This is a genomic window from Microcoleus sp. A003_D6, assembly GCF_036702825.1.
Taxonomy (GTDB): domain Bacteria; phylum Cyanobacteriota; class Cyanobacteriia; order Cyanobacteriales; family Microcoleaceae; genus Microcoleus.
The window spans coordinates 52,029-78,957 of record NZ_JAUBWA010000015.1; the positions used below are offsets into that span (position 1 = coordinate 52,029).

General features: G+C 46.4%; 15 protein-coding genes. 2 read left to right on the forward strand and 13 right to left on the reverse strand.

Annotated elements, in window-relative coordinates; translation table 11 throughout:
• Positions 1-92: 92 nt before the first annotated feature.
• Entirely contained in the window at positions 93-1,400 is a 1,308-nt protein-coding gene (locus QUB70_RS07040) for an MFS transporter (protein WP_332979253.1), read from the reverse strand.
• Complete coding sequence (locus QUB70_RS07045; RefSeq protein ID WP_332979255.1) at positions 1,397-11,482, reverse strand: amino acid adenylation domain-containing protein; 10,086 nt, start codon at positions 11,480-11,482, stop codon at positions 1,397-1,399. The genes QUB70_RS07040 and QUB70_RS07045 overlap by 4 nt, the downstream gene beginning before the upstream one ends.
• An 882-nt stretch (positions 11,483-12,364) precedes the next feature.
• Between QUB70_RS07045 and QUB70_RS07050 the strand changes: the two genes are divergently transcribed.
• Positions 12,365-12,616 carry a hypothetical protein gene (locus QUB70_RS07050; RefSeq protein ID WP_332979257.1) on the forward strand — a complete coding sequence of 84 codons (252 nt, stop codon included), beginning with the start codon at positions 12,365-12,367 and terminating at the stop codon, positions 12,614-12,616.
• 216 nt (positions 12,617-12,832) lie between these two features.
• Here QUB70_RS07050 and QUB70_RS07055 read toward each other — a convergent pair whose 3' ends face one another.
• From QUB70_RS07055 to QUB70_RS07065, 3 genes are all read right to left on the reverse strand, one after another.
• Positions 12,833-14,962: an ATP-binding protein gene (locus QUB70_RS07055; RefSeq protein ID WP_332979258.1), complete on the reverse strand. Its 2,130-nt coding sequence runs from the start codon at positions 14,960-14,962 to the stop codon at positions 12,833-12,835.
• Positions 14,963-15,157: 195 nt separating this feature from the next.
• Complete coding sequence (locus QUB70_RS07060) at positions 15,158-16,501, reverse strand: eCIS core domain-containing protein (protein ID WP_332979259.1); 1,344 nt, start codon at positions 16,499-16,501, stop codon at positions 15,158-15,160.
• 72 nt (positions 16,502-16,573) lie between these two features.
• Positions 16,574-16,831: a hypothetical protein gene (locus QUB70_RS07065; RefSeq protein ID WP_332979260.1), complete on the reverse strand. Its 258-nt coding sequence runs from the start codon at positions 16,829-16,831 to the stop codon at positions 16,574-16,576.
• A 110-nt stretch (positions 16,832-16,941) separates the two neighbouring features.
• On the opposite strand from QUB70_RS07065, the gene QUB70_RS07070 reads away from it, so the two are divergent.
• Positions 16,942-18,015 (forward strand): reverse transcriptase/maturase family protein, encoded by a 1,074-nt coding sequence (locus QUB70_RS07070; RefSeq protein WP_332979261.1) that lies wholly within the window; start codon positions 16,942-16,944, stop codon positions 18,013-18,015.
• A 43-nt stretch (positions 18,016-18,058) separates the two neighbouring features.
• Here QUB70_RS07070 and QUB70_RS07075 read toward each other — a convergent pair whose 3' ends face one another.
• From QUB70_RS07075 to QUB70_RS07110, 8 genes are read right to left on the reverse strand one after another with little or no spacing between them, the layout of a single operon-like run.
• Positions 18,059-19,642: a hypothetical protein gene (locus tag QUB70_RS07075; RefSeq protein WP_332979262.1), complete on the reverse strand. Its 1,584-nt coding sequence runs from the start codon at positions 19,640-19,642 to the stop codon at positions 18,059-18,061.
• Positions 19,643-19,670: 28 nt separating this feature from the next.
• Entirely contained in the window at positions 19,671-20,345 is a 675-nt protein-coding gene (locus tag QUB70_RS07080; RefSeq protein WP_332979263.1) for a phage tail protein, read from the reverse strand.
• A gap of 6 nt (positions 20,346-20,351) precedes the next feature.
• Positions 20,352-21,266, reverse strand: a complete 915-nt coding sequence (locus tag QUB70_RS07085; protein ID WP_332979264.1) for a baseplate J/gp47 family protein — start codon at positions 21,264-21,266, stop codon at positions 20,352-20,354.
• Complete coding sequence (locus QUB70_RS07090) at positions 21,263-25,015, reverse strand: baseplate J/gp47 family protein (RefSeq protein WP_332979267.1); 3,753 nt, start codon at positions 25,013-25,015, stop codon at positions 21,263-21,265. Before QUB70_RS07090 ends, QUB70_RS07085 begins: the two co-directional genes overlap by 4 nt.
• A 5-nt stretch (positions 25,016-25,020) precedes the next feature.
• A complete protein-coding gene (locus QUB70_RS07095) occupies positions 25,021-25,407 on the reverse strand; it encodes a GPW/gp25 family protein (RefSeq protein ID WP_332979268.1) in 387 nt (128 codons plus the stop codon).
• Positions 25,408-25,731 carry a hypothetical protein gene (locus tag QUB70_RS07100; RefSeq protein WP_332979270.1) on the reverse strand — a complete coding sequence of 108 codons (324 nt, stop codon included), beginning with the start codon at positions 25,729-25,731 and terminating at the stop codon, positions 25,408-25,410.
• 1 nt (position 25,732) lies between these two features.
• Positions 25,733-26,443 carry a phage baseplate assembly protein V gene (locus tag QUB70_RS07105; RefSeq protein ID WP_332979271.1) on the reverse strand — a complete coding sequence of 237 codons (711 nt, stop codon included), beginning with the start codon at positions 26,441-26,443 and terminating at the stop codon, positions 25,733-25,735.
• 5 nt (positions 26,444-26,448) lie between these two features.
• Positions 26,449-26,865 carry a phage late control D family protein gene (locus QUB70_RS07110; RefSeq protein ID WP_332979272.1) on the reverse strand — a complete coding sequence of 139 codons (417 nt, stop codon included), beginning with the start codon at positions 26,863-26,865 and terminating at the stop codon, positions 26,449-26,451.
• Positions 26,866-26,929: the final 64 nt, after the last annotated feature.

Here is a 26,929-nt window from a genome sequence, read left to right on the forward strand (position 1 = left end):
AGGGGCGATCGCAACCATCACCAGCAGCAAATGCTGAAGCTATCACGCCGACTGAGAATCAACACCGATACACTCACGGCTTTCCCCAAGCCCTAAATCACATCTGGCAATTCATCTTCAACAAACCGCAAGCGCGGATATCGATAAACAGCAACTGTTACCAGTATGGCTACAATTTCCATCGTAATAAATAGCAAGCCAATACCTCGACCCGGCCCCACGCCAATGATTTTTCCGACGCTTCCAGCTAATAAACCATCAGCCGCCATTAGAGGTTCAAAGATTCGTTCCGCTAGAGGGCCAGCCACAACATAAGCGAGGGGAATACACGAGAAACAAATCATATTAATTGTGGCAAAGACTCGGCCTTGAATATCAGGAGCAACTTTTCGGAGCAAAATAGCATCACACCAACCATTGATAAAAGGTAAACTAAAGAAAAACAAGAAGTTAGCTAGAGCGAAAAGGGCAGTATCGGTGCGTAATCCCAATGTTAAGATGCACAGTTGACTGAGAAAGGTAAAACCAAATACACCACGAATTAAGGGTCTTGGCCCTCCCCAAACACTCATCACTACGCTGCCTACTAACATCCCTGCACCGCCAAGGGATTGAACCGTTCCGAGAACGGTAACTGAAGAGAAGGAAAGTACCAGAGGTGTGAATAAAACCTCAATCATTCCGAGTGCAAAATTATTGATGGCAAATACAATGAGCAATGCGAACAGTCCAGGGCGAGTGTAAATGTAAGTCCAGCCTTCCATTGCTTCACGCCAGAGTGAAGGTTTCTCATCTTGGGAAACAGTAGCAGTTTTAACATTAGGAAAGCGAACGAGTAACAGAGTTGTTACAGCAAAGAGGAATGTGGCAAAGTCAATTAAAATAATCCCTTGAAGCTGGATGCTTCCTAGCAAGACCCCTGCCAACAGCGGTGAAATTAGCTGGGCGCACGCTTCTGCTGATTGAACCATACCACTAGCACGAGGGAGAAATTCTTTCGGCACTAATGAAGAGGTCGAAGCAGTGTAAGCGGGTAACTGAAACGCTTTGCAGATGGAACTGAGGCTGACAGCCAGGTAGATGTGCCAGATTTGAAGGCTTCCGGTAGCGAGTAATAAGGCGATCGCCACTGTGGTTATCGCCGCGCCGGAATCAGATAGAATCATGCACCACCGCCGGTTCCATCGGTCAACTAAGGCACCCGCTACCGGAGAAATCAGGATACTGGGCAGCATAGCCGATAGCAAAATCAGAGAGAATTGGGTCACTGACTCTGTACGCTGGTACACCCACACTCCCAGTGCAAAGCTTGTCAGACCTGACCCTATGAGGGATATCAGTTGTCCAAACCAGACTATAAGAAAAACGCGAATTTTACGGAATGACAGAGATTTTGTCATTCGGCACCTTCTCGATTTTTTTCTTGAAAGCCCTCAAACGCAGCAATCTTCATTTGTGGTGACTCAGCCAGCTTTTGCAGGACTTTCTGATAGCAGTTAAACATCCGCTCGATAGTTTCGCTGCCAAACATATCTCTGCTGTAAAGAACATAAATTTCCATGCTTTTAGATTCCTCCGAAGGTGAAGAAATATAAAGTTCTAAGGGAATTTCCTCATCCCACAGTTCGTCTTTGTCCGAACCTAATGCAATTCCAGATACAAATTTCCCGTCAGAACCCTCTACAGGAGGAACTATTGTAACGCTCGCTGAAAGGGTCAATTTTCTTTGGCTTTTGACAGCTTCCATGACTTGTTGTAAAGGAATCTCCTTGTTGGCGATCGCTTCATTGAGAGTTTGTTTAACCTGCTCTAAAAGAGCCGCTCCTGTTTGTTCGTCGTCAAGCTGCGATTGTAAAATCACATCATTGATAAAGCAACCGAGCATCTTTTCAATTTCTGGAGTGCTGCGATTGCCAATGGTCGCTACTATCATAATTTCGCTTTGCCCGTGATATTTGAACAAGAGGAGCTTCAGCGCTGCAATGATGATGGTGGAGATAGTAACGCTGTGGGAGCGACTTAAGTCTTCCAGAGATGCGACAATATTTTCTCTCAAGACTAGAGAGTAAGAAGAGGCGCGACCGCTGTTAGGATTGGGCTTTGGTTCTCGCTCCGGCAGGTATTCTTGCGTTTGTAAAGGAGCAGCCAGTTTTTGCAGCCAATAATTAAGCTGCCGAGCCAAGACTTCTTCATTGAACCGCTGGCGCTGCCAGAGAGTAAAATCAGCGTACTGCAACGGCATTTCAGGAAGAGGTGAAGGTAAACCTTTTGAGAAAGCGGTATAAAGTGTTTCTAACTCTTCCACAAAGAGGCCAACTGACCAGCCATCCGTAATGATATGGTGCATCGGTATTAATAGCCAATGCTCTTCTGAAGACAACCGCACCAAGGTTGTCTTAATTAATGGGCCATTAGCTAAGTCAAAGTGGTAGTTCATCTCTCGTTGAGCAAAATGAACAGCTTCAGCTTCTCGCTTGCCGGAAGGTATGTTTTGTAAGTCCACTATCTTTAAGGGTAGAGTCAGTTTTGGCGCGATCGCCTGCACGGGTTGACCCTCCACCACAGGAAAGGTAGTCCGCAAGCTTTCGTGGCGACGGATAATTTCGTTGATGCTTTTTTCCAATGCTGCTGAAGAAACCTTGAAAGTCAACCGTAAAGCAACACCACTGTTGCAGCCACAACTCTGCGGATTTAATTGCTGAACGTGCCAGATATACTCTTGTTGAATAGAGAGTGGCAGATGCCCTTCTCGCGTTGTAGGGACAAGAGGTAGTAAGCTCTGGGTCGTAATGCTATAGTCCGATAGCTCTTGTAATGTCGTAGTATATTCAGTTTCTAGTATCTTGCCCAGAGAAGCGATGGTAGGTGTTTCAAATAAATGCCGTAGGGGAAGTTCGATCGCAAAAGCTTGTCCGATGCGCGAGATAATTTGAGTTGCCAGTAGGGAGTGCCCACCTAATTCAAAGAAGTTGTCGTTGATGCCAACTCTTTTTAATCCCAGGACTTGGGCCCAGATAGCAGCCATTTTTGCTTCAGTCGGGGTGCCAGGGGCGACAAATTGGTCTTCCTGTTCGTTGTGAAAGTTATCTGGTGCGGGTAAGGCGCGACGGTCTATTTTGCCGTTGGGTGTCAGCGGCAGCGCTTTCATCAGCACAAACGCGCTCGGTATCATGTAATCAGGTAGCTTTTGTTTCAGGTAGTCGCGCAGGTTGCGAGTCACTGTGCGCTGTAAAGTTTTCCACAAGTCTTGAGTGTCCAACTGATAATCTACGCTTTGCTCGATTTGAGCCTGTTCGTTCGGTGTAAGATGAAAGCGAATCCCCGCCTGTGGTGGACGTGACCAAACTACTGTCCCTGAAAGCCAGCGCGGTTCGCTCTCTCCAGGTAGTTGCATATGCACGCGGACGCTCTCACCTCGCTCGATAGCTGGCACCCCCACCAAACCAACGCCGCCAGTGGAGATATCCTGTGTGTGGATTGTGATGGCGTTACCGTTTAGTTCTAGTTGGCATTCACTGTGATAAGGGACACGTTCTGGAATAAGGTTAGAGACTAGATAAACTACGAGGCGCTTGTTTCCAGGTGTGTCTTCTCGGTCAATGGCTGTCACTGAACGCACGTTCGGATGTGTTGCCAGTACAGCCTCGATTTCTCCGAGTTCGATGCGGAAACCTCGGATTTTTACTTGGTTGTCGATACGACCGAGAAATTCAATATTGCCGTCCGGTAAATAGCGGGCTAAGTCGCCGGTTTTGTAGAGGCGAGAACCTAGTTCATCGCTAAAGGGATTGGGAATAAATTTCCTTTCAGTCAGCTCTGGACGGTTGAGATAACCTTTTGCGAGTCCTACACCACCAATGTGGAGTTCTCCGGGAACACCGATGGGAACGGGTTGGTTTTGAGTGTCGAGAATATAAACTTGAGTGTTATCAATCGGACGACCAATCGGCAGCACGTCCATGCCTTCAAAACATTGTGTAACCGTAGCGCAGACAGTGGATTCAGTTGGTCCGTAAGCATTAAAGAACCGCCGTCCAAGAGCCCATTGAGCGGCTAAATAAGTCGGACATGGCTCTCCCGCGACGATGATATTCTGCAATGCTGGCAACTCCTCATTCGGCAGAGCAGCAAGTGCTGATGGCACAAGAGTAAGATGGGTAATCCCCTGCTCTTGCAATAGTCGCAGTAAAGGTTGTCCCGGTTGCAGCGATTCTCGCGTTCCCAGGTAAAGCCGTGCTCCCGAACACAGAGCCATGACAATTTCCCAGATAGAAGCGTCAAAGCTGAAGGAGGCCAATTGGAGAACGCGGCTATCGGGCTGCACATCAAACAGTTTGATTTGTGCTTGCGCTAGATTGCACAATCCTCGGTGAGCAATGAGAACTCCTTTGGGCTTTCCGGTTGAACCAGAGGTGTAAATAACATAAGCTAAGTTCTCCGGTGTCACGTCACTTTGGGGAGAAAGTTCGGGCATCACAGAGATTTCTTGCCAATCAGTGTCTAAGCAGACTACCCGTGCTTGATGCTCTGGTAACGATGCGACTAATTTTTGTTGAGTCAGTAAAACTGGCAGCCGTGAATCATCAAGCATATAAGCGATGCGATCTGTTGGGTAGGCGGGGTCTATAGGGACGTAAGCACCACCCGCTTTGAGGACGCCTAACAGTCCTACAATCATGTCAAAGGAACGCTCGACGCAGATGCCCACTAAAACTTCTGGCCCGACTCCCAAGCTTTGCAGATAGTGAGCTAATTTGTTGGCGCGTCGGTTTAATTCCCTATATGTGAGTTGTTCTCCAACAACAAAAACCAGTGCCACCGCATCAGGTGTTAGAGCCACCTGCTCTTCAAATAACTGATGGATACACTTATCCTGGGGATATTCTTTTGTAGTGTTGTTCCACTCAAAGAGCAGTTGATGTCGCTCTGGTTGAGTAAGCAATGGTAATTCTGAAATTGGTTGCTGTGGATTAGCTGCGATCGCCTCCAACAGCGTCTGGAAATGTCGGGCCATCCGAGCGATCGTGACCTCATCAAACAGGTCAGCATTGTATTCCCATTTTCCTACCAATCCATCAGCAGTATTCTCTATTTCTAGGGTCAAATCAAACTTGGCTGTACTGATTTCCACTGCATAAGAACTTACCGTTAATTCGGGCAGTTCCATAGTAGGAACTAAAGCATCGTCAAGCGCAAACATCACCTGGAACAGGGGTGTGTAGCTTAAGTCTCGCGTTGGTTGCAATGCCTCTACCAACTGCTCAAATGGCAGGTCTTGATGGGCGTAAGCTTGTAGTGCCACTTCCCGAACTCGATTGAGTAACTGCTCAAAACTGGGGTTGCCGCTGAGGTCTGTCCGCATCACCAAGGTATTGACAAAAAAGCCGATTAGCCCTTCAAGTTCCCGTCGGTTGCGACCCGCTACAGGCGTCCCTACTACGATATCATCTTGCCCGGATAAGCGGTACAGCAATGTTTGAAACGCTCCCAAAAGGGTCATAAACAACGTAATTCCCGCTCGCTTACTCAACGCCGTAAGTTTTGTGCTCAATTCCTGGGGAAAAACTGCATGGTAATACCCTCCTCGGAAGGTTTGAACAGCCGGTCTTGGTCTGTCAGTCGGCAATTCTAATAAAGTCGGAGCGTCTGATAGTTGTTCTTTCCAGTAGTCAAGCTGGGTTTCAAGTATTTCTCCCGTTAACCACTGCCGCTGCCAAACCGCAAAATCGGCATACTGTACTGGCAACGATAGTAAATTTGCAGGTTTTCCAGTACAAAAGCCTTTGTAAAGTTCTGTTAGTTCTCTCACGAATACACCCAGCGACCACCCATCAGAAATAATATGGTGCATGGCGAACAGCAAGACGTATTCTGTTTGGTCTAGCTGTAGCAAAGTAACTCGGAATAAAGGCTCTCGCTCTAGGTTAAAAGAGCGATTCGCTTCTTCATTTACGCATCGTTGCGCCTCGATTTCTCGCTCAGTTTCAGACAGGTGCAACAGGTTGACCACTTGCACCTGACAATTAAGACTTGAGGCAATAACTTGGACAGATTGACCTTCTACCGTCGCGAAGTTGGTGCGTAAGGCTTCATGCCTCTGCATAATTTCGTTGAGACTGCTCTGTAGCGCCGCGATATTAAGCAGACCGCTCAGACGCAACGCAAGCGGGATGTTATAAAATGCACTTTCTGGTTGTAATTGGTCGAGGAACCACAATCTCGCTTGAGCGAAGGATAGTGGGATCTCCCCTGATCTGGGAATAGGTGCCAGAGGCAAAGCTTGTACAGATTGTCCGTTTTTAAGCAAATTCTCAACTCGCTCGGCTAATCCGGCGATCGTTGGTGCTTCAAACAAGCTGCGTAGGGGTAATTCGACAGCAAAGGTATCGCGCACTCTGGAAATTACTTGAGTGGCTAGTAAGGAATGTCCACCGAGTTCAAAGAAGTTGTTTTGAACCCCCACTTTTTCAATTCCTAGAACGGAAGCCCAGATGTTGGCTAGCATCTCCTCAATAGGAACGCGAGGGGCCACAAAAGTGAGTTCCAGTTCGGGTCGTAATTCGGGTTCTGGTAGGGCGCGACGGTCTACTTTACCATTTGGGGTTAGGGGTAGGTTATCCAGCACAACAAAAGCACTCGGTATCATGTAATCAGGCAATTGCTGTTTAAGAAAATGGCGCAAGTCACTAATTGCGGGTGCTGGCTCTTGACATGGGACAATATAGGCGACTAATTGCTTGTCGTCTGTAGCGTTTTCTCTGACTATGACTACAGTTTCTCTTATAGCTGGATGCTGCGCGATCGCTGCCTCAATCTCGCCCAATTCGATGCGGAAGCCGCGTATTTTTACCTGATTGTCAATACGACCGAGAAATTCGATATTGCCATTTAGTAGGTAGCGGGCTAAGTCGCCAGTTTTGTATAAGCGAGAATTTGGTTCGTCGCTAAATGGATTAGGAATGAACTTTTGCTCGGTTAAATCGGGACGGTTGAGGTAGCCTCGTGCTAGTCCCACACCAGCAATGTGAAGTTCTCCGGGAACACCGATGGGAACGGGTTGATTGTGAGGGTCGAGAATATATATTTGGGTATTAGCGATCGGACGCCCAATGGGGGGTTTTTGATTGCCGTCACTGCAAAGGGCAACGGTGGCGCAGACGGTGGCTTCTGTTGGTCCGTAAGCATTTAAAAGCTGATGCTCTTTAGCCCAACGCGCCACGAGGTCAGGAGGACAGGCTTCTCCGCCTACAACAATGGTTCGTAATGCCGGAAGCTCTTCAAACGGAAGCACGCTGAGAACGGACACTGGCAGTTCAACGTGAGTGATTGCTTTATCGCGCAACACTTCAATCAAACTAGATCCAGGCAAAATAGAATCCTTGGTTGCTAGATACAGAGTTGCACCAGAAGTAAGCGCAATAACCACATCTGAAGTCGCCACATCAAAGCTAAAGGAGGCAAACTGGAGGACTCGACTGTTTGGCTGTACGTCGAATAGCTGAATCTGTGCTGTGGCTAGGTTACACAGCCCCCGATGCGCCAATAACGCGCCCTTGGGCTTGCCTGTAGACCCTGACGTGTAGATAACATAGGCCAGGTGATCGGGAGTAACTGTGCTGCTAGGATTCTTCTTGCTATGGAAGGCAATTTTTTCCCAGTCTGAGTCCAAACAAATGACCCTTGCAGAGTGTGGAGGCAGGTTCTCGATCAGTTGCGTTTGGGTAAGCAACACCGACACAGAAGAATCCTCTAGCATGAAACCCAAGCGCTCTTGTGGATAAGTTGGGTCTAGCGGAACATAGGCACCACCTGCTTTGAGGACGCCCAGAATTCCCACAATCATATCAAAAGAACGCTCGACACAGATGCCCACCAATACTTCAGGCTCTACACCTAGAGCTTGCAGGTAATGTGCCAACTGATTCGCTTTTGCGTTCAATTCTCCATAAGTGAGCTGTTCCCCCTCAAAAACTACGGCCACCGCGTCGGGCGATCGCTCAACAGCCACCTCAAACAATTGATGGATGCACCTATCCTGGGGATACTCAGTCCAAGTGTTGTTCCACTCTACTAATAGCTTGTGGCGTTCTGTTTCGGTCAACAGGGGCAATTCTGAAATCGACTGCTTGGGGTTGGCGACCATTCCTTCCAGCAAAGTCTGGTAATGTCCCGACATCCGAGCGATGGTAGCCTCATCAAACAAGTCGGTATTATATTCCCATTCTCCAATTAGTCCCGATGAAGTCTTCTCTATAAACAAAGCCAAATCAAAGTGTGTTATGCCAGTTTCTACTGCTAATGAACTTACCCTTAAGCCTTCCATTGTAATTTCGGGTAATTCATCGAGCAGCGTGAACATCACCTGGAACAGTGGCGTATAACTCAAAGACCGTTCTGGCTGCAAAAATTCTACTAATTTTTCAAACGGTAGCTCTCGATGAGCGTATGCTCCGAGCGTTACTTTTCGTACCCTAGACAGTAAATCCTCAAAGCTTGGGTTTCCTGATAAACAAGTGCGTAGCACTAACGTGTTGACAAAAAATCCAATCAAATCCTTAAATTCGGAGCGATCACGATTCGCAATGGGCGAACCGACTACAATATTATCTTGCCCTGTATAACGGTAAAGTAATGTTTGAAACGCGGCTAATAGCGTCATAAAAAAAGTCACTTTTTGCCGCCGACTTAAACCGCTCAGAGCCTCCGTAAGCGGCTGGGAAATGACAAATTTATAATGTTTTCCTCGAAAGGTTTGTGTAACTCCTCGTACTCGGTCAGTGGGCAGTTCTAACAGAGGCGGTGCATTTAATAGTTGTTCCTGCCAATAAGTTTGTAGGGAGTCTAATACCTCACCTGTCAAGTCTTGCCTCTGCCAAACCGCAAAGTCGGGGTACTGAGCCGGGAGTGGAGGTAATTCTTGCGATAAGTCATTATAGAAAGCTGCTAACTCCCGCCACATGATGCCCAATGACCAACCATCCCAGACAATGTGGTGAGTTCTCAGCAAGAATATATGTTCTGTTTCTGTTAGCTTAAGTAAAGTCGCTTGGATTAAGGGTTCGCTAACTAAGTCAAAGGGTTTTTGGGCTTGTTCCGTTGCTAATCGTTGGATTTCGTTTTCTCTGTCACTAGCAGGTAAATTGCTTAAGTCTATGACTGGTACTGTCAAAATCAAGCTTTCAGCAATGACCTGAACGGGCTGCCCGTTCACCGTTGCAAAGTTGGTTCGTAAAGCGGCATGGCGAGCGACAATTTTGTTCAGGCTTTGCTCTAGTACAATGATGTTCAGTACGCCCAAGAATCGTAGAGCGAATAGTTCGTTGTAAGAAACGTTATTTGGGTCTAACTGGCTCAAAAACCACAGTTGTTCTTGAGGAAAAGACAATTGCTGGGGCGATTTACCAGACTCTGAAGTGGGCTTTTGGGTTACGTCGATCGGATATAACTTAGGTTGGTGAGAGCTTTTTTGCTCTCGTTCCAAGGATTGATTTTGCTCGATGTAAGTAGCTAAAGCCTCAATAGTTGCCAATTCTTCAAAAAACTGTTGAGCTTCCACCTGAACTCCAAAGGTGATTTGAATCTTCCGCATAGCTTCTAAAATCAGAAGTGAATCAGTCCCCATGTCTAAAAAAGTGGCATAGGTATCTATTTCATCAACTTCTATTTGTAGCAGCTTCGCTACCAAAGAACGTAAGGTTGAGCGAATAGTGTCCAATTGTGTAGTTTTAAATCCGGTATAATTATGTTGGTTTTGGGTATCAACATTCATTTTTAAGTTAGAGATATTTGTTTCTGATTCCTTGATCTGCGTCGTTTCAGAATATTTATTTAGTGTCTGACGATCTACCTTGCCATTAGGTGTTAATGGCAGGGCATCTAACATGACAAACACTCCTGGTATCATGTAATCGGGCAGTGTCTCTTTGAGAAAATCGCGCAGGTTTCTGCGAGAAATCGCCCCCTCATCACTGGGGACAATGTAGGCTACCAGATATTTCCGGTCTGCCACATCTTGTCGCGCCACGACCACAGTTTCTAAAACTGCTGGGTGCTGCCTCAAAACTGCCTCAATTTCGCCAAGTTCGATACGGAAACCTCGAATTTTTACCTGATTGTCAATACGACCGATATATTCAATGTTGCCATCTGGGAGATAACGAGCTAAGTCCCCTGTTTTGTAGAGGCGAGAGTGTTCCGGATGCGCTTCCTGAACGCCTGGTTGGTCACTGAATGGGTTAGGAATAAATTTCTCTTGAGTCAAATCGGGACGGTTAAGATAACCTCGGGCTAAACCAACGCCCCCAATCAGGAGTTCTCCCGGCACTCCAATGGGTACGGGTTGATTTTGACTGTCAAGAATATAAATTTTAGTGTTAGCAATCGGGCGTCCGAGCAATTCTGGGGTGTCTTTTGTACGGGTACCCTGCCGATTCGCCCCGACGTTGTACACTGTTGACCAGATTGTGGTTTCCGTCGGGCCGTACATATTCCACAACTCAACACACCTCCTCCGCAGCCTGTCGGCTAGTTCTGCCGGTAAGGCTTCGCCGCCACAGAGGATTTTCAGATTCCGGGTGCCTTGCCACCCTGTTGCCAACAGTAAGCGCCAAGTAGCTGGCGTCGCTTGCATGACGGTAGCGCCAGATTTGATTAGTTTCTCCAACAATTGCGAACCGTTAGCAGCCGTTTTGTAGGTGGCTAAAACTATCTTGGCTCCTACAATTAGTGGCAGGTAAAGTTCTAGTGCGGCAATGTCAAAAGATATGGTAGTAACTGCCAAGAAAATATCTTGCTGTGTCAATCCAGGCGTCTGGCGCATAAAATTTAAGAAATTGACCACTGACTGGTGGCAAATTTGCACGCCTTTGGGTTTTCCTGTAGACCCTGATGTGTAGATAACGTAGGTTAGGTTATTGAAGGAAACAGTGCTGCTAGGGTTCTCGTTGCTATGCAAAGCAATTTCTTCCCAGTCAGAATCCAAACAAACGACCCGTGCAGAATGTGGGGGAAGTTTCCCGACCAGCTTGGACTGAGTGAGCAATACTGGTACACAAGAGTCTTCCAGCATGAAACTCAGCCTTTCAAAGGGATAAGCTGGATCGAGAGGAACGTATGCACCACCGGCTTTGAGGACACCCAAAAGTCCTACTATCATCTCAAAGGAACGTTCTACACAAATTCCCACCAATACTTCGGGCCCTACGCCCAGAGTTTGCAGGTAATGTGCCAGTTGATTTGCTTTTTCATTCAATTCGAGGTATGTGAGTTGCTCTCCTTCAAAAACGACCGCTATGGCATCAGGTGTCTGTTGTACCTGTTCCTCAAATAGCTGGTGGATACAGCGATCGTCGGGATATTCTGTTGTGGTGTTATTCCACTCATTTAATATTTTTTGTCGTTCAGCCTCCGTTAAAAGTTCTTCGCCTATAAGTTGCTGTTCTGGATTGGATGCAAAGATTTCAGGTTTATTTATAGGAACCATTATTAGTCAAAGTTGAATTTTACAGAATAGTTTTTTGACCCAAGTCTTCTACACATATGGGCTAGCTGTGATCGCGAGGCGATTGAGTAACTCCATATGCTGCTGTTGAATGGACTGCCGAGGGAGATCGGGTGTAGAGCTTTTATCTCTTCTAATTGCTAGATATAGGCTTGAACTTCGGTGGTAGATGCTACTGTAGGTTTTTCTACTCAGGCGTGATCGCGCCCTGATGCGATCGAATACCTTTTACTTCCCGTCCGCTCCCTACTACTGCCTAAACCTCAAAAAAGCGACTTTGTGTAGGCCAACATCTCTAGATAGGCACCCATACATCTATCTAAAGGAGGATTTACATTGCTTGTACCAATTTACTATGAAGCTGCACTTAATATAACGCTAAGGATATAGTTCCAACCAGATAGAGCTCAGCCTCATGAGTGTGTATCTTCATAGTGAATCGGTATTGCTAGTTGTACTTTTATAGTAATGCCATTTTTTGTTAATGTCACTACATTTCAAAAATATTGTTTGATTCTTGGTAAACTGAATATAAAGAATATTTAGCCCGCATGATTCAGAAGAAGCCTCAAAACCATCTGTTGCAATGCGTTAGAGCTTGTGGGATTAGTGGTAGTTTTTTTGTTCTCTCAATCGGGACTTAAACAATTTTTCAGTTTTAATCGACCTGTATTCCTTTGTCAGACTTAGACGATAGCCAGATTTTAAGCAATAAAGTGCTGGGATTTTTTGTCGGTTAATTACTGTTCATTGTTGTGACAAAATTATTTTTAACTCCTTGACTGTTGAATCAATTCTTTCTTGATAGTTGACTTTCATAAAATATTTCTTAATTTTCATGTATTGTAGCACTTATTTGGCAAAATGGTATTACAACCTGCTGCCAACATTCATTCTGACGCTGATTCGATTGATTGGTCAGAATCTTGGATGGTTGGCGATGCGCTACGCGCCCGCAAGCTACGAGATGAAGACCAATTGTGTGCAGCAGCCGCAGCTTACATAAATTTTATTTGGGCAAACCTCATGCTCAAACGATTCGGCGGCGCTGATTGTGAAGAACCACAACAACTTACAAAAATGGTCAAACAGTTCGATCATCTGATTCAACTTTAAAGCGTTTTGCCGGAGTGCTCCCGGCTTTATCCATCCATGAAAATGCAAAAAGTTGTAATCAGAGGGTTAGCTGCTATTACCTTGACTGTTACTGCTGCTACTTACTTGAAAGAGAAAGAAACCCAAGAAGTTGAGCAAAAGTTGGGAGAAAATATAAACTAGAGAATCTATCAACAAACTTTGCTATGAAAAACGGGATGCTTCCCAGCAAACAGTTTATCTCGACGCATAACTGCCTAAGTCTTCATCCAAAATTATCTTGCCAATTTTCTGGTATTCTCGGCACGTGGCGCGAATGAGATGGGACATACTGACATCCGCTTTTTCAGCCGCCGCCAGAAATGCTGCTGCTAAGGCGATATTGCGGATATTTCCGCCAGCTATCTCTAAGCGACGCGCCATAAATTCTAAGTCTAAATCTGCACTTCGAGGGGTTGAATCGGGAAAAATATTTTGCCAAATTTGGTATCGTTCGGCTTCCTTGGGAAAGGGAAATCCGATAATAAAACTCAATCTCCGGGTAAAGGCATCGTCCATATTATTGCTTAAATTTGTGGTGAGAATGGCGATGCCTTCATATTCTTCCATTTTTTGTAAGAGGTAGCCGATTTCAATGTTGGCGTAGCGATCGCGCGCGTCTTTAACTTCGGAACGTTTGCCAAATATGGCATCGGCTTCGTCAAATAACAGGATGGCGTTGGAAGTGGCGGCGGCGGTGAAGATGCGATCGAGATTTTTCTCGGTTTCGCCGATATATTTGCTGACGATTTGGGATAAATCTATTTTATAGAGGTCGAGTTGTAATTCGTGGGCGATCGCTTCGGCTGCCATTGTTTTTCCGGTTCCGGGCTGTCCCAAAAACAGCACGTTGAGTCCTTTGCCTAGAGACAGATGGCAGTCAAATCCCCACTTTTCCAGCACGATAGAACGATATTTTGCTTGATTGCAGATTTCTCGCAATTGGGTTTTTTGTTCTTCAGGTAGTATGATATCATTAAGTTGATACTTAGGCTCAATTTTCCGTGCTAGTCCGGTTAAGTGATGACCCGATTGAGCGCGGGCGGCAGCAAATAGGTCTGCCAAGTTGGGATTTTGGAGTTTTGATTTGACAGGAGATTGCCAGTGGGCAGTATTGATAGCGGTAGCAACGGCATCGGCAATCTGGTGTGGAGTGAGGCGAAAACGGTCTACCAAGGCATTTAATTCAGAGTCTTCTAAGGATATATCTGTAGATGTTAGGTAATTCTGCCAACAGAGGCGGCGCTGGGTAACATCAGGGATGGTAAACGGCACTGTCACGATTCCTAAAGCCTCGGTTGACGCAGGTATCCAGGGTGGTACGCCAGCTAAGATGGCACTACCTTTATAGTCTGCAAGAGTAGACAGCAAATACTGGTAAGCGATCGCGTGTTCGTGACTGTGCAGTACATCTAAGTTCTCAAGATAGAGGAGGGCGTTTTGAAACTCGGCTTCGCGCCATAACAGTTGGAGATTTGGCTCAAAGTCCGTTTTGTTGGTTACGAGATGGGGTAAATCTGCAATCAGAAGCGGGGCGGCGATTTCCTTTGCTAATGCTTCGGCTGTGCGGCGTTTGCTATCGCGATCGCTTCCCTGAAAATAGAGTCTGAGGGGTTTGTGGGTTGGTTGGTACTGTTGAATTAATCCCGAAAATCCCTGTTTGAGTTCAACACTTAGATAAAGGTCATTCAGGGAGATAGCAGGCTGGATTAACTGACAAAACGGGGCAAGTCGGAAGTCTAACCCTTTGTTTCCTAAGAGGAAGCGGACGATTTGTTCGTCAAGTTTGAGGGTTTTAGCGAGAAGGGTGGAGTTGGGTTGGTTGGGATCTGAAATGAGATGCAGCAGATGGTGGTGGATGAGGGGGGCATCAGGGGAAAAGCGATCGCGCTGTTGGAGTTTGTCGGCGGCGGTGGGACAGAGGAGGTTGAGGGCGAGATCGACGCTGGGTTGTTTGGCGCGAACGTCGTCTTGCAGGTAGGCTATTAGGCGTTCGTAGCGGCGATCGAGTTCCGGAGCGAGGGTGATCGCGAGGATGTCCAGGTCGATGGGGGTAAGCTGATATTGGCGCTGCAACCATGCTAACCGGGATGTTGCTGGAGGGGGTGGGGTTTCTGGGGCGCAGGTGGCAAATAAGGGTTCGGCGGGATGGCGTTGCAGCAGGCGATCGACTTCTTCTAGGCTGATTTGCAGTCCTCGGTAGGGTGCGGTGGCGCGATCGGGACTGTAGAGGGATTCGGCGAGGAGTAGGGCTTTTTGGATCAGGGTGTCAATGCGGTTTAGCCAGGGGAGTAATTCTTCGAGGGGTGTGGTGGTTGCTTCGCCCATTGTGCGGGGGGTAAGGGATGTGTTTGGGGTCTGCGGATAGGGTTGGATGCACTCTGATTGGAGCAGGTAGGATTGGGATGGGAGAATTTGTCGGTTTTCTTTCTTGTCTCGCGGGGGCGATCGTGGTGCTAATCGAACGAGTCACCAGCGATGAGGTTATCGATCTCTTCCCTTTTCCCTTTCGTTCCTCTCTTATTATCTTTTCCTTAGTTTCATCCATGTCCAGAGCAAAAGTGGTGTTGTGACCCACAAGGGCGGGTTAAGATTTGCTGTGCGTAATACGTCAATCACATTTGTCACGCAACTATTCATCATGATGTTGTACGGTTGGGTCTGTTGTTGTTGATTTGCTTTTTCTATTGCTCTGACCCTCGCCTGATGAAACTCTCTTGGTCCGACCAGCACATATGCTACTCTTCCCCTCGCCTCGTCGAATTCATGCCATCTCCCGAATCTGGCGGTCAATCGTCCGCCTGTAATAGGGCTCATGAGTGACATTATCGCCTTAACAGTTAGTGTCTTTTCATTTGCATTTTCTATGCTCTGCTCGTATGCTACCACCCCATCTCCACTACTAAATACGACCGCTACGTGACTGATAAGGTGCTTTAACCCCGTTAGACTTACTCCGATCCTCAACAATCTTTGCCTGGGCCGTCTCCCTATTCTGTTCCCTCCTCGCCTCATCCCAGCTGCCTGGATTATCTTCTTTCCGTCTTGCTCTCCTCCTTGCTGCACCACATGGGTCAACTCATGGGCAATCAACTCATGTCCCCCGCGACTCCTCGGCTCATACGCCCCCTGCCGAAAGAACACATCCTGCCCCATGGTAAACGCCTTTGCCTGAATTGATCGCGCCAACCGATCCGCCTGCGCCCCCGTATGCACCCGCACGCCGCCAAAATCCGCCCCAAACGCCCGCTCCATCGGCTCCTTCACCGACGGCGACAACGGCTGTCCCCCGCTTTTGGCTCCCTGCAACTCCCCTTCCCACTCGCTAGAGAGTTCTCCCCCTGCATCGCCTGCCGATCGCACTGTTAGCTGCCGTTGCACCCGTCCCGCTTCCCCAACCTCTGGTTTCCTCTCCCCCTCCGACTGTGTATTCTGTTCTCGGAATGGGGAACTGTGAATTTCGTCTACCACTTGCCGCGCCACCCGATCGGCCTCTTCCTCGTACATATCCCCAGGCGTGCCGAGGGTCAGCTTCCGTTGAATCACCGCCCCAGTAGCAGGTAGCGCCAGTGTTGCAGTATCCCCCGTCAACTCCTGGGACAAACCCCGGAATAAGGGTTGACGCTGAATCGTCCCCTGACTGACGGGCATCATACCCCCCATCAGTGGCAACTCGCCTTGCATCATGGGGAATGGACTGGATGGGTGACTTTGGCGATTTGTCTCCATCAGGCGTCCCATTTGCCGATTGCCGATCGCCCCTTGCAGTTCCTCCACCGGGTGTAGCGGGGATTTTACGCTGGTTTTGGTGGGGTGCGATCGCGTGGGTGCGATCTGTTTCTTTTGGTGCGTGCTTTTTTTGTCCATTTTTTCCACCTTCCACTATGTGTATTGTACGAGTTGACTGCTGACCCAAATTGTCGGGGTAAAATTCGGCCCTTACGTCCCGTCTCCTGCCGGTGCCAGTTCACCTTGCGGTTGTGTTTCCGCTTGAATATCGATCGTCTGTTTCTCTTTGCTTTTCTCCTCTTCTACTGAGTCAGCGAGCATTTCTTCCAGAACCATTATCGCTCCGCTGATACGCAGGAGTGTTTCGCGCAAGGAGCGCTGTTTGCTTTCATAGTCCGCTAGGAGATTTTGTCCGGCTTCAAATTCGGCTTTGAGCGATTTGAGGCGTTGGGTGAGTTTTTCTTTCATTATCGCTATTGCTGACTGAGCCTCTGTTAATTATATTTGGGTTGGGCTATTCCCCTGCGATCGCCCGCACAAATCGCTTGGCTGCCTAATTCTTAATCCTTAAACTTTAGATGCGATCGCCTTTAATCGAACTTTTCACCAGCGATGATGTCATCGATCGCGCTTACCAGTGGGTGTGCGATCGCCGCCAGCACTATCACTTCAATAATGATGTCTGGCAGTTACGGCGCTGGTGGGAGGTGAAAAAACCTCTCCTTGTGGCGCAAATTCGCGCGGGAACCTATCGGTTTCGGGAACAGCGGGTGGTGCATAGTCAGGGAGAGGTGAAGGAAATTTGGGCGGCGCTAGATGCTTTGGTTTTGAAGGCATTGGCGATCGCGCTGGGTGAGGAGTTGCAGCCCCATTTGTCGCGCCTGTGCTTTCATCTGGCGGGTACGGGTGGGCTGAAAGGGGCGGTGCGGGAGGTGGCTGCTCACCTGCACGAGTATGAATTTGTGTTTCGCACCGATGTCAAGGGCTACTATGCCAGTATTAACCACGACATTTTATTTAATTTGGTGAGGCAGTATGTACGAGACCGGGTGGTGTTGGATTTGGTGGGGCAGTACCTCAAGCGGTTTGTGTCGGATGGCGGGGAATATACCGATATCGAACAGGGGATCTCCTTGGGGTGTCCGCTGTCGCCGCTGATGGGGGTACTGTACTTGAAGCCTTTGGATGACCGGATGGCTGAGATGGGCTGTTTTTATGTCCGCTATATGGATGATTGGGTGATTTTGGCACCGACGCGCTGGAAGTTGCGGCAGGCGATTAAGGCGGTGAATGGGGTGATGGCGGATTTGCGGGTGGAAAAGCACCCGGATAAGACGTTTATCGGGCGGATATCGCGGGGCTTTGATTTTTTGGGCTATTGGTTTTCTCCGTCGGGTTTGGGGGTTGCCCAGAAGACGGTGGAGAGGTGTTTGGAGAAGGTTTCCCGGCTTTATGAGCAAGGTGCGTCGGTTGGGCGCATTGGGGAATATTTGGGGCGGTGGTGGAAGTGGGTGAGAAGTGGGGTGAATGGGGTTTTGATGGTGGGCGAGCAAATTGCTCATGGTATTGTTGGTGCCATAAGTCACTTATTTCTTCCCTCGAGTCCGGCCATCACTCTTCATCTTCTTCACTTCTCCACTCATCTTTCTTGAGATATTGAGCCGCTTCTTTGCGGGATTGGTGGGTCTAATGCTCTCACCATCCAACAACGGCCGCCACTATTACTTCTCCTGATATACCCTCCCCTGTAATATATCTGAATTGATCGCTGCTTACCAACAATTTCATTCGCCTTACCTCGATACCCCCCCTAAAAAATTCACGGCTTTCCTTGATCTCATTCGACACTATCTCTACTATTCCTCTCATGACTTCTTTGCCATCTCTATATAGCACCGCACATCCATCCTTTCCTATTTTCTTTACTTTTCTACTCCACATCCACGGACCTTCGTCTATTATTGCCTCGAACATTTTATATAATACATTATAATCTACCTCTCCACTATAGCCTATCGTTATTGTACGCGAGATATCGGTCCATTTTATTTCGTTCACTGACTCACACTCTATGTTTCTTACACTCAATATATTTTTATTCTTTATCTCTATTCCATTCGCGCCTCCCACTTGTAACCCTTCTACATCAATCGTACTGACCTCTATTTTTCCCTCTACTTTTATGCTGTTTTTACTCGTTATTTTATTTACCAACAGCCCATTCGCAATTACATTGCCGTTCACCGTTAGCAGCACTATTTCCTCCTCTTTATCTCCTCTTTTTCCTATTTCTACATCTCCTTCTACGCGCGCTAATTTCGCGCTTTTCTCAACAAACAGCATACCCTCGACCGTTGTTGCTCCCAAGACTGTCAATGCGTTGTTCATTATCCCGTTTTCTGTCACAGTCGCAGTCTCGGGGTCTTTTCGCACTGTCAAACCTCCTTTTGCGTTTACATGGCCTGTCAGCTCACTTTTGCCTATTACTTCAAAATTTCCCCTTGTGCTCATCCTTCCATTTATCTCGGCAATTATCCCCACGTTCTCCCCATTATTTCCTACTCGTATTGTATTTACACCCAATTCTCCGTCGATCGTTGTGGTTCCATTTACTTTGAGTGTTGGGGTTTGGGTTGGGATGAGTGGGTTCCCCTCTATAACAAGCTTTCCGGTAATTTTCAGACTGCCAACGAGTTCCGCTAAATTGGGATTTTCATCAGGCTTCGATCGCAACGTGACTCCCTTCCCATCTTCCGTAGGTAAAAACACCCCTGAATATTGACGTTCTAATTTGCTATATTTCGGTTTTTTATCTTCCCCCATAGTAATCGACCCTAAAACCACCATCTCTTGCGTTTCCTTTTCTTCCTTCTTTACTACTGTTACTTTTGGTTCTTCCAGCCAGCGCTCTTCGCCGGCTCTCCCTTGGAGGTCTTCTGCTTCTTTTTTATGCCGCTGCTGAACTCTCGGTGATGTTTCGTCATAGGCTATCGCCAAAATCCCCTCACTCGGCTTTTCTATTTGTTTTTGACTTGTTAAAACGATCATCCTCCCTTTTTGATCGATTGCTGTCCCCGGCATGATGGTAAATTTTCCATTTTCTTTATTTTCTTCTACTTCCAACCCTTCGATTATGCCTGAAACGTGCAATCTATTCGACAATCGCTGCCGATTAATATGATACTTCTGCTCGTCAATAAAATCTTGGTCTCTTAAAAATTGTTCGTCATAATAGCGCACTCTTTCGCCGACCCGTTCTGGAATAGTATAGTCTGCCATTGTGGTTCTCCTCTGTTCGTTGTTCTTTCTATTTGGTTTTGTTCCCTATGAGAGTATTTCTCCCAATGAAAATCCCAACGGGGTTCTTTGGGTTCCATGTCGGACTCGCATCATTCCTTATCTGCATCGTAGGAAATAAAAATTTTAATCCATAGGCTGTATGTGCTGGTTTTTCATTTTCAATAATAGCGTGCGCTATATCTCGTTTGCGGATTAAATTTTCCGGATTGACTACTTTTAATGTCATTTCGACTTGAAAATAGCCTGGAGGATCGTCAAATTCATATATAAAAACTTCCTCGTCTGTGTATAGTTTCAGCAAGTGTTCAAGTGCTGCTTTCGTACCTCTTTTATTATAGAGAGGGACTATGTTACTGATAAACTGCCGCTTGAACTTTTCGTCCCAATCTTCTCTTATACTGAGAGCCACCCAACTCGCCAACCAAGGGAGAAATTCCGTCCCAGCTTGTTCGTCCCTGTTACCTTGAGAATCATAGGGAAAAAAGTAAGTGTGGATGCGCTCGATATATTCTCCAAACCCCAAGGGGTGATTATCTGGATTGTTTGGCTCTTCTGCATCTAATTTGTCTAAAATTGACTCAAAAGCCAGCAAAAAACCATTAATAATCGGATCGGCTTCAACAGTGGCAGGGAGATACTCTATATAACTGCTCTTTTTTTTAGCTGAACTAGAATTTGACATAATTTTTTAACCTCCTTTTATGTCGGTTTCAATTTTCACTAGCTGATCGGCTTTGATTGTGACTTGAGTGTCAGAATTTGTAGAAGAACTGGATTTAAGAGTAACAGATTTTACATATTCTACTCCATCAGTCTCATTCAGAAGCGCGAAGACTTCCGATATATATACGTTTCGACCAAAAGACCAACCTCTGCTTTCTGCCCCACCTTCGAGTGGATGAAAAAATTTTAGAATCCGTTCTTTAACTCTTTTTTCTATTTCCTCTTTTTTACTCCCCTTTTCCTGGCAAAAGTTACCCGAAATACTAACTTCTGCATATTCTGGCGCAACAACGTGATGGCGGGTAGTTAGAAGCCGACGCTCATCGAGATACTGCCACAATGCAGTGCATAGTTCTGGCGTGGGTTTTGGGGTTAGTTCGCCGGAAATATCTGGAACTACTATGATGCTGACGTGTCCGGCTTTGTCTTCGTTTTTTTGCTCTTCATCAAGGGTTAGATTGCGCCGAGATAAACATCGCGCTCGTTTTATCTTGGGAAAAGATTTAGCATTTTTGCTTTGATTCCAGTCTTCTAAAATTATCCTTTCGTAGTCATCTGGGGTAACAGCCCGATACCGTTGGCGTAATTCTAAGACAGTTTCGCGAATTGCGATTTCTATATCTTTATCTTTTGTGTCTCGCGTCCAGTTTGGCTCCCCTTTAAGCAATTTAAGGAAAGTTTCCCTGTTCCGATCGGAAATGCGATCGACTCGATACAAAAGCATTTCTGTCAGCCATGCCAAAAGCTCGATCAGGATAATTCCCGTATCGCTGGGGTTGCGATCGGTCCATTCCGGACACTCAATGGGAATTTGAGAATAGGCAAGTTCGACTAATTCCGCATAAGTGCGATCGTCGAGATTGGGTAAAGGTATGCTCATGGCGATCGCCTCCCTAGAGTAACTTGGTGAGAACCGGAAAAAATTAAGCACTGATCCTGGCGATCGGCTGGCAAGTCCACTGAAGCGACGGATAAAGACTCTACATAATCAATCCCCTCAATTTTTTCTAATGCTGCATACAAGTCAGATGGGTAAGGAATGCGACCAAACTCCCAACCCTGACGCTTCTTACCGCCCGTTAAAGGATGCAGGAATTCTTGCAAACGATTCACTGCGGCTTCTTTGACTCGATCGGCGCTTTCCCAAGAGACAGGAACAACTGTCGCAGTGACGGACACTTCAACCCAATTAGGTTCAGTCACTTGCAATTGTAGAGCAGGAGAGGAGCGATCGCAGATATATTGTTTCACCAAATTGATTAAGGCAATACTCGGTGTGGGTTGGTTTGCTCCACTTTGAGGAACGAGAATCAATTTCACAACTGCGGCATTGTTTGGATCGGGTTTGGAGTCCTCTCCCTTAGCATTCTTTTCCTCGGGATTGGGGGCGTCCTTTTTGGTAGGCTTGCGAGGCGGTATTTGTAAGTTCTCTTCTATCAACCCAGTAGGATAGACGATCGCGACCTTTGAAGCCACAATTTCGTTTTCTGGGTTAGTTAAAATCACCGTCCATTCCTTCCCCAGTTCGTATTGTTTGGTTGTAACGTTGTAGGTCAAGGTTAATGTCTGCTCGTTGCTCCTCAATGTCTGTTCTATGTAGGGGGTTGCTTTGCCTGGTCCGTATATCTGTACGCAGATAGTCTTAGAAGATGGGATCTGGGTTAATGTCACCTTAATATCACCTGACGCACTCAGAGACAGACGAAAAACGGGTATCCATTGCATCTCAACAGGATTAAATGTGAGTCCGATCGCCTTAGCGCGAGCTACCTCTGTTGAAGCTTCGTAAGCCAAATCCTCAAAATCTTGAATTGTAACGGCGCGATCGCGATGACGCAGCCATTTTGGGCCTCGTTCTTTCACCCTCTCTAAAGATTCTTGTTCAGCGCCACCCCCAGCCGCTTCTAGATTGGTGACACTCTCCACATAAGGGATAGTGGTTTTGAGTTGAGCAATCCTGTTTTCCGCTAGATTTCCCTTTTCCCCCCCTCCAGTGCGGTATTGGGCAAGACGTATGTTATTGCGACCTTGGGGTGGTATCATACCCTGCACGCCATCGCCAAATTGTACCAGACCTGTAAGATGGTCGATAATGTAGTGGCGATCGGTTTGGCTAGAACCATAGAAGTCTCGTACTTTTTCCCACATAACCCAGACTTCTTCTACCCGCCCCAAATCGTCACGCACAATGGTTAGTGCATTTTTGCCTAGCGATTTTTCTAGGGCGGCTAGTTCATCTGCAGAAGGAACCTGGGGGCTGCGTACCTCCAGCCGTTGTCCTTTTAATACAGGGAATTGGGCTGTGCGATAAGTTTGTTTGGGTTGGCCATCACTTGACCCTAAAAGTTCTTCTTTAATGGTTATTACCTGACTCGCCCAAATCGTATTAGTCAAGATGCGTCGCAAGCGTGGCTGCACAAGAAATTCACCAGATTCCCATCTCGCCCGTATCCAGTAGAGAGTTTGACCAAATTCATTTTGATGAGTAAAGTCAGGGGGGCCGATAAACTCGATTATACCCCTTTGAGTAAAAGCGTTGGTTTCGTCTTTTACTCCCAAAGAAACCCAACCTTTAGTGTTGTAATATTCCCAGATAATCCGAGGTAAATCTGTAGTCGGTTTGTTTCCGGCTTGGATCGCTTCCGCAATTTCACCGGGTTGGGGCGGTTCTACTTGTAAATAGAGTGCGATCGCTCGATTGGGAAAAGGTCGATCGAATCCTAAATATAAAGTAGGTTTTTCGTCACTTGTCCGTGTAAAGGGCAAGAAATCTTTTCCAGCAGTCGGGCTGAAATCGCTATATGTTAAATCGTTGTAAGAGCGGCAAAGCGATATCGGGCGATCGCTTTCGTAAGTATAACTCAATTTTAACGACTCAATCAATGGGGGCTTAAAAGTTGCTTCTTTAAATTCGTAGGTAGGTGGATTGTCATTATTCTTTGTGAATTTTGGAGGTTTTCCGTAGTCCCCTTTAGCAATCCTGGCACGAATCCAATAGCTTTTCTCTCCATTTACTACCGTATAATTCCGTTCGGAAGGCAGGGAAAAAGTTACTTCTTTTTCTTCTTTTTCAGTAAACGCTTTAGTTCCATCCTCTAATTTAGAAGTATTGTTACTGTTTGAATTACTACTGTTAGACGGCACGATAGAACGCCCCATTTCCTCCCAATTTGAACCGTTACTAACTTCCCAAATTATCTCGACATTTTCGCTAAAACCTGATTGGCTCATTTTGATTTTCACCTTCACGGCGACTCCCGCTTTAGCGAACACCTCTTGACTTGCAAAATAAAACGTATCATTAATGCGCGGCTGTTCACCAAAGGGGTAGAAACTTTTGCTTAAATCAATTGGAGTTGAGTTAAAAAAGCACAAATCTGGAAGAATATCTTCTTGTTTTACTTCCAAGTGTACGCTAACGCTATCGATAAGCGGTGATGATTTCCAATCGGAAAGCTTGCTACCATCTAATTTCACGCGCAACCACTCGGCTTCTAGTCCGTCGATCGCCAGTTTTTTTAAGATTGGAAAGTTATCAATTTTTACCTTCAAATTTCCATTTTTTATTAACTGGAACTCTGGTTTTAAATCTAAATGTTGCCAGGTACTACCATCCCAGTATGACCAAGTTACAAACAGCTTTTTGAGATCCTCTGCTTGATGTGAAGCAAATGCAAAAGTAACTGTATTTCCTGATATTGCAAACAGATCGTTACTAGCTAAATAAAGGTAGTGTTCACTATATTTTTCAGGTACAAATATCGACCAAACAGCATAATTTTTGCCTGTTGCTTCTTGAGTGCGATCGCTGTATTTTTCTTGACTTGGATCGCGGAAAAACACTGCTTTTATTTGGTTGCTGACAACTGCTAAATCTTGTTCCGTTTCAAAAACAACTTCTTCGTCTTCACTCTGTAAAGGTGGAGCGCTTACTTGAGTGCCAGCAGGAACCAAAACCAAAGCTTCTACAGAACTGCCTTCTACTAATTTAAAAGTAAGAGGAACTCGTGCGGGTTGCGGCGGTTGAATTTGTGTGCCAATTAAATCCAGAAAAGCCAGGAAATTTTTGTCTGGGGCTTGGTTGAGGCGATCGCTCACCAGCGCCGCCATGCGCCCAAAGATGCGAATCAGCCCCATCCCAGCATCGCGATCGCCTTGCCAACCTTTTACCTTCACCAGTTTAGTTTTGACCTCGGCAATCTTTTTCGCCAAGGTGTCATTCACTGATTCGCCTGTTTTGGCAATAATCTGACCATCAATGTCGATAATGTTTTCATTTAAAATGCGATCTTTTAGCAATTCTGGTGTGGGCTTAACCGATTCATTACCTTGTCCTTCTTGCGAATCTTTGACCTTCACTTTCACTAGATTGGCTGCTTGGCGTGTAGCGATTTCCTTTGCCAACTGTGGAGTCACCAACGTGTCTGCTTTCGCAATTATTTCATTGTTCTCTGAGCCGATGTCGATTATGTCTTCAGCTAGGATGCGGTCTTGCAGTCCTTCAGATGTCCGTTCAACTAATGCAGTCCATATATCTATATCTGCGGTAAAGTGCTGTGCTAACTTTACCGTTTGGTTAACTATTTCATCATAACTGCGATTGTCAATTTTTGGAGGCTGAATCGACATAATAATTACTGTAAATAAAACGGATAAACCAAATTAAACCGATTGTTAGTCGTGCGAACCTGATAATTAATTAAAATCAGCAATCGATTCGGCTGAGCTTCATCAGGATTAGCATCTACTTCCAGTAGATCGATACGCGGTTCCCAGTCAATCAGGGCTTGACGCACTTCGTCAATGACTTGTCCGATCGTGCCAGGACTATTATTTGCAAAGACCAGATCGTGAATGCCACACCCAAAATCGGGTCGCATGATGCGATCGCCTTTAGGAGTACCCAGAATCATCAAAATCGACTGGCGGACGCAATCTTCATAGCGTGCCATTTCAATTTGTCCGGCACTGTTGAGCTTCATCGGCGATGTCCATCCCACCCCTAAAAAATCAGCATTCATTTACATTCCCTTCACGCGAACTTGAGTCACCAAAATATTCAACGAAGTGCCAGTAGGTATGGCCACCGCTTTGCTATCCTGCAGCAAAACCGGCTGTCCCATTACCTTGACTCGGAGTGCAGCACTCACCCACTGCGCCATTACACAAGGGCCAAGGTTAGCTGGCGGTGGTGGATTGACGCAACCTGCAACGGTATAGGGAAATACCTGAGTCACCACAGGTTGTCCCATCACTTTAACTCTGGGATTAGGGGCTGTGGGTTGTGCTTGTCCCCCATGAGCGCAAATAACACTCGCCCCAGCGTGTAACAAATATCCCGGCATTTCACATTACCTCCAACGCCCCGTCGTTTATTTTAACACCTGCCATGCACTTCAAAGCCATACCAGCATTAGCTTGAATATTGCAATTAGAATTGGCTTTTACCTCAACTTTTGAATTGGCTTTAATTTCACAATTTTGCTGAGTTTGAATAGCTAAATTTTTACACTTGATAGAAATATCTCCGTCGCTGCTTTCCAGACTGATTTTACCTGTGGCTTTTATCGAAATATCTTTTTCTCCTTCGATGCTAATCGCGTTATTTTTTGAATCGATGACGATCTGGTTTTTGCCAGTACCATCGCGGATGGTAATCTTCTCGGCGTTTTCCGTATCGTCCAGAATAATCTGATGACCGCTGCGCGATTTAATTACCCGCAGATTGTTTTTGCCATCGCTATTAGATTCAGGTGGCTTATCCTGACCATTCCAAAGCCCGCCCAAAATATAAGGAGAAGAAATATCCCCGCGCTCGAAAGCCACTAACACTTCATCATCGACTTCCGGCAAAAAGTAGAGCCCCCGCTGTTTCCCAGCCATCGGCGTCAGTACCCTCGCCCAATAACTTTCATCTGTCTCCGACAGCCAAGGAAATTTTACTTTGACTCGCCCCAATCCCTCCTCATCTTTGTTATTAGTCACGATGCCTACAGTGACGCCGTAAAAGCGAGCGCTTCCCTCATTTCCATCCTGTAAATAGGATAGCAGATTCATTGCCATTACGCCGCATTCCTCCTGACCGAAAATTCCGTGCGATATCCTAAATGTTCCGAATAAATATGAGTGACAGAAGTCAGATAATAAAGACCGCTAAAACGTTTACCCAATCCTGTCATTTCGATAGTATAACCGACACGCAACTCCGGATTTCCCTGACAAATTCCTTCACCCGTAATATAAGCCAGAGCCATATCATTATACTGTCCTTTAGCTATCTGTTCTGCTTCCGCTTGACTTAATACAGCCTCATTAATAATAACATGAGTGGCTTTACCGAAAGCCCGATTAGTATTTTTTGGCCCGCTAGTGCCTCCTTTCATGGTAGTGGTTTCATCGCCCGCACCCGCTTTGCCAACCAGAGCTTTTTTCTGCTTCACATCCCAGGTATGCACTTCTACCTGTCGGGTGCATCTCACTTTGGCGAGTATGCCAAAAAAGGGTTAAAATGAAAAAGCCAGTAAAATCGCCAAATAAAAATAA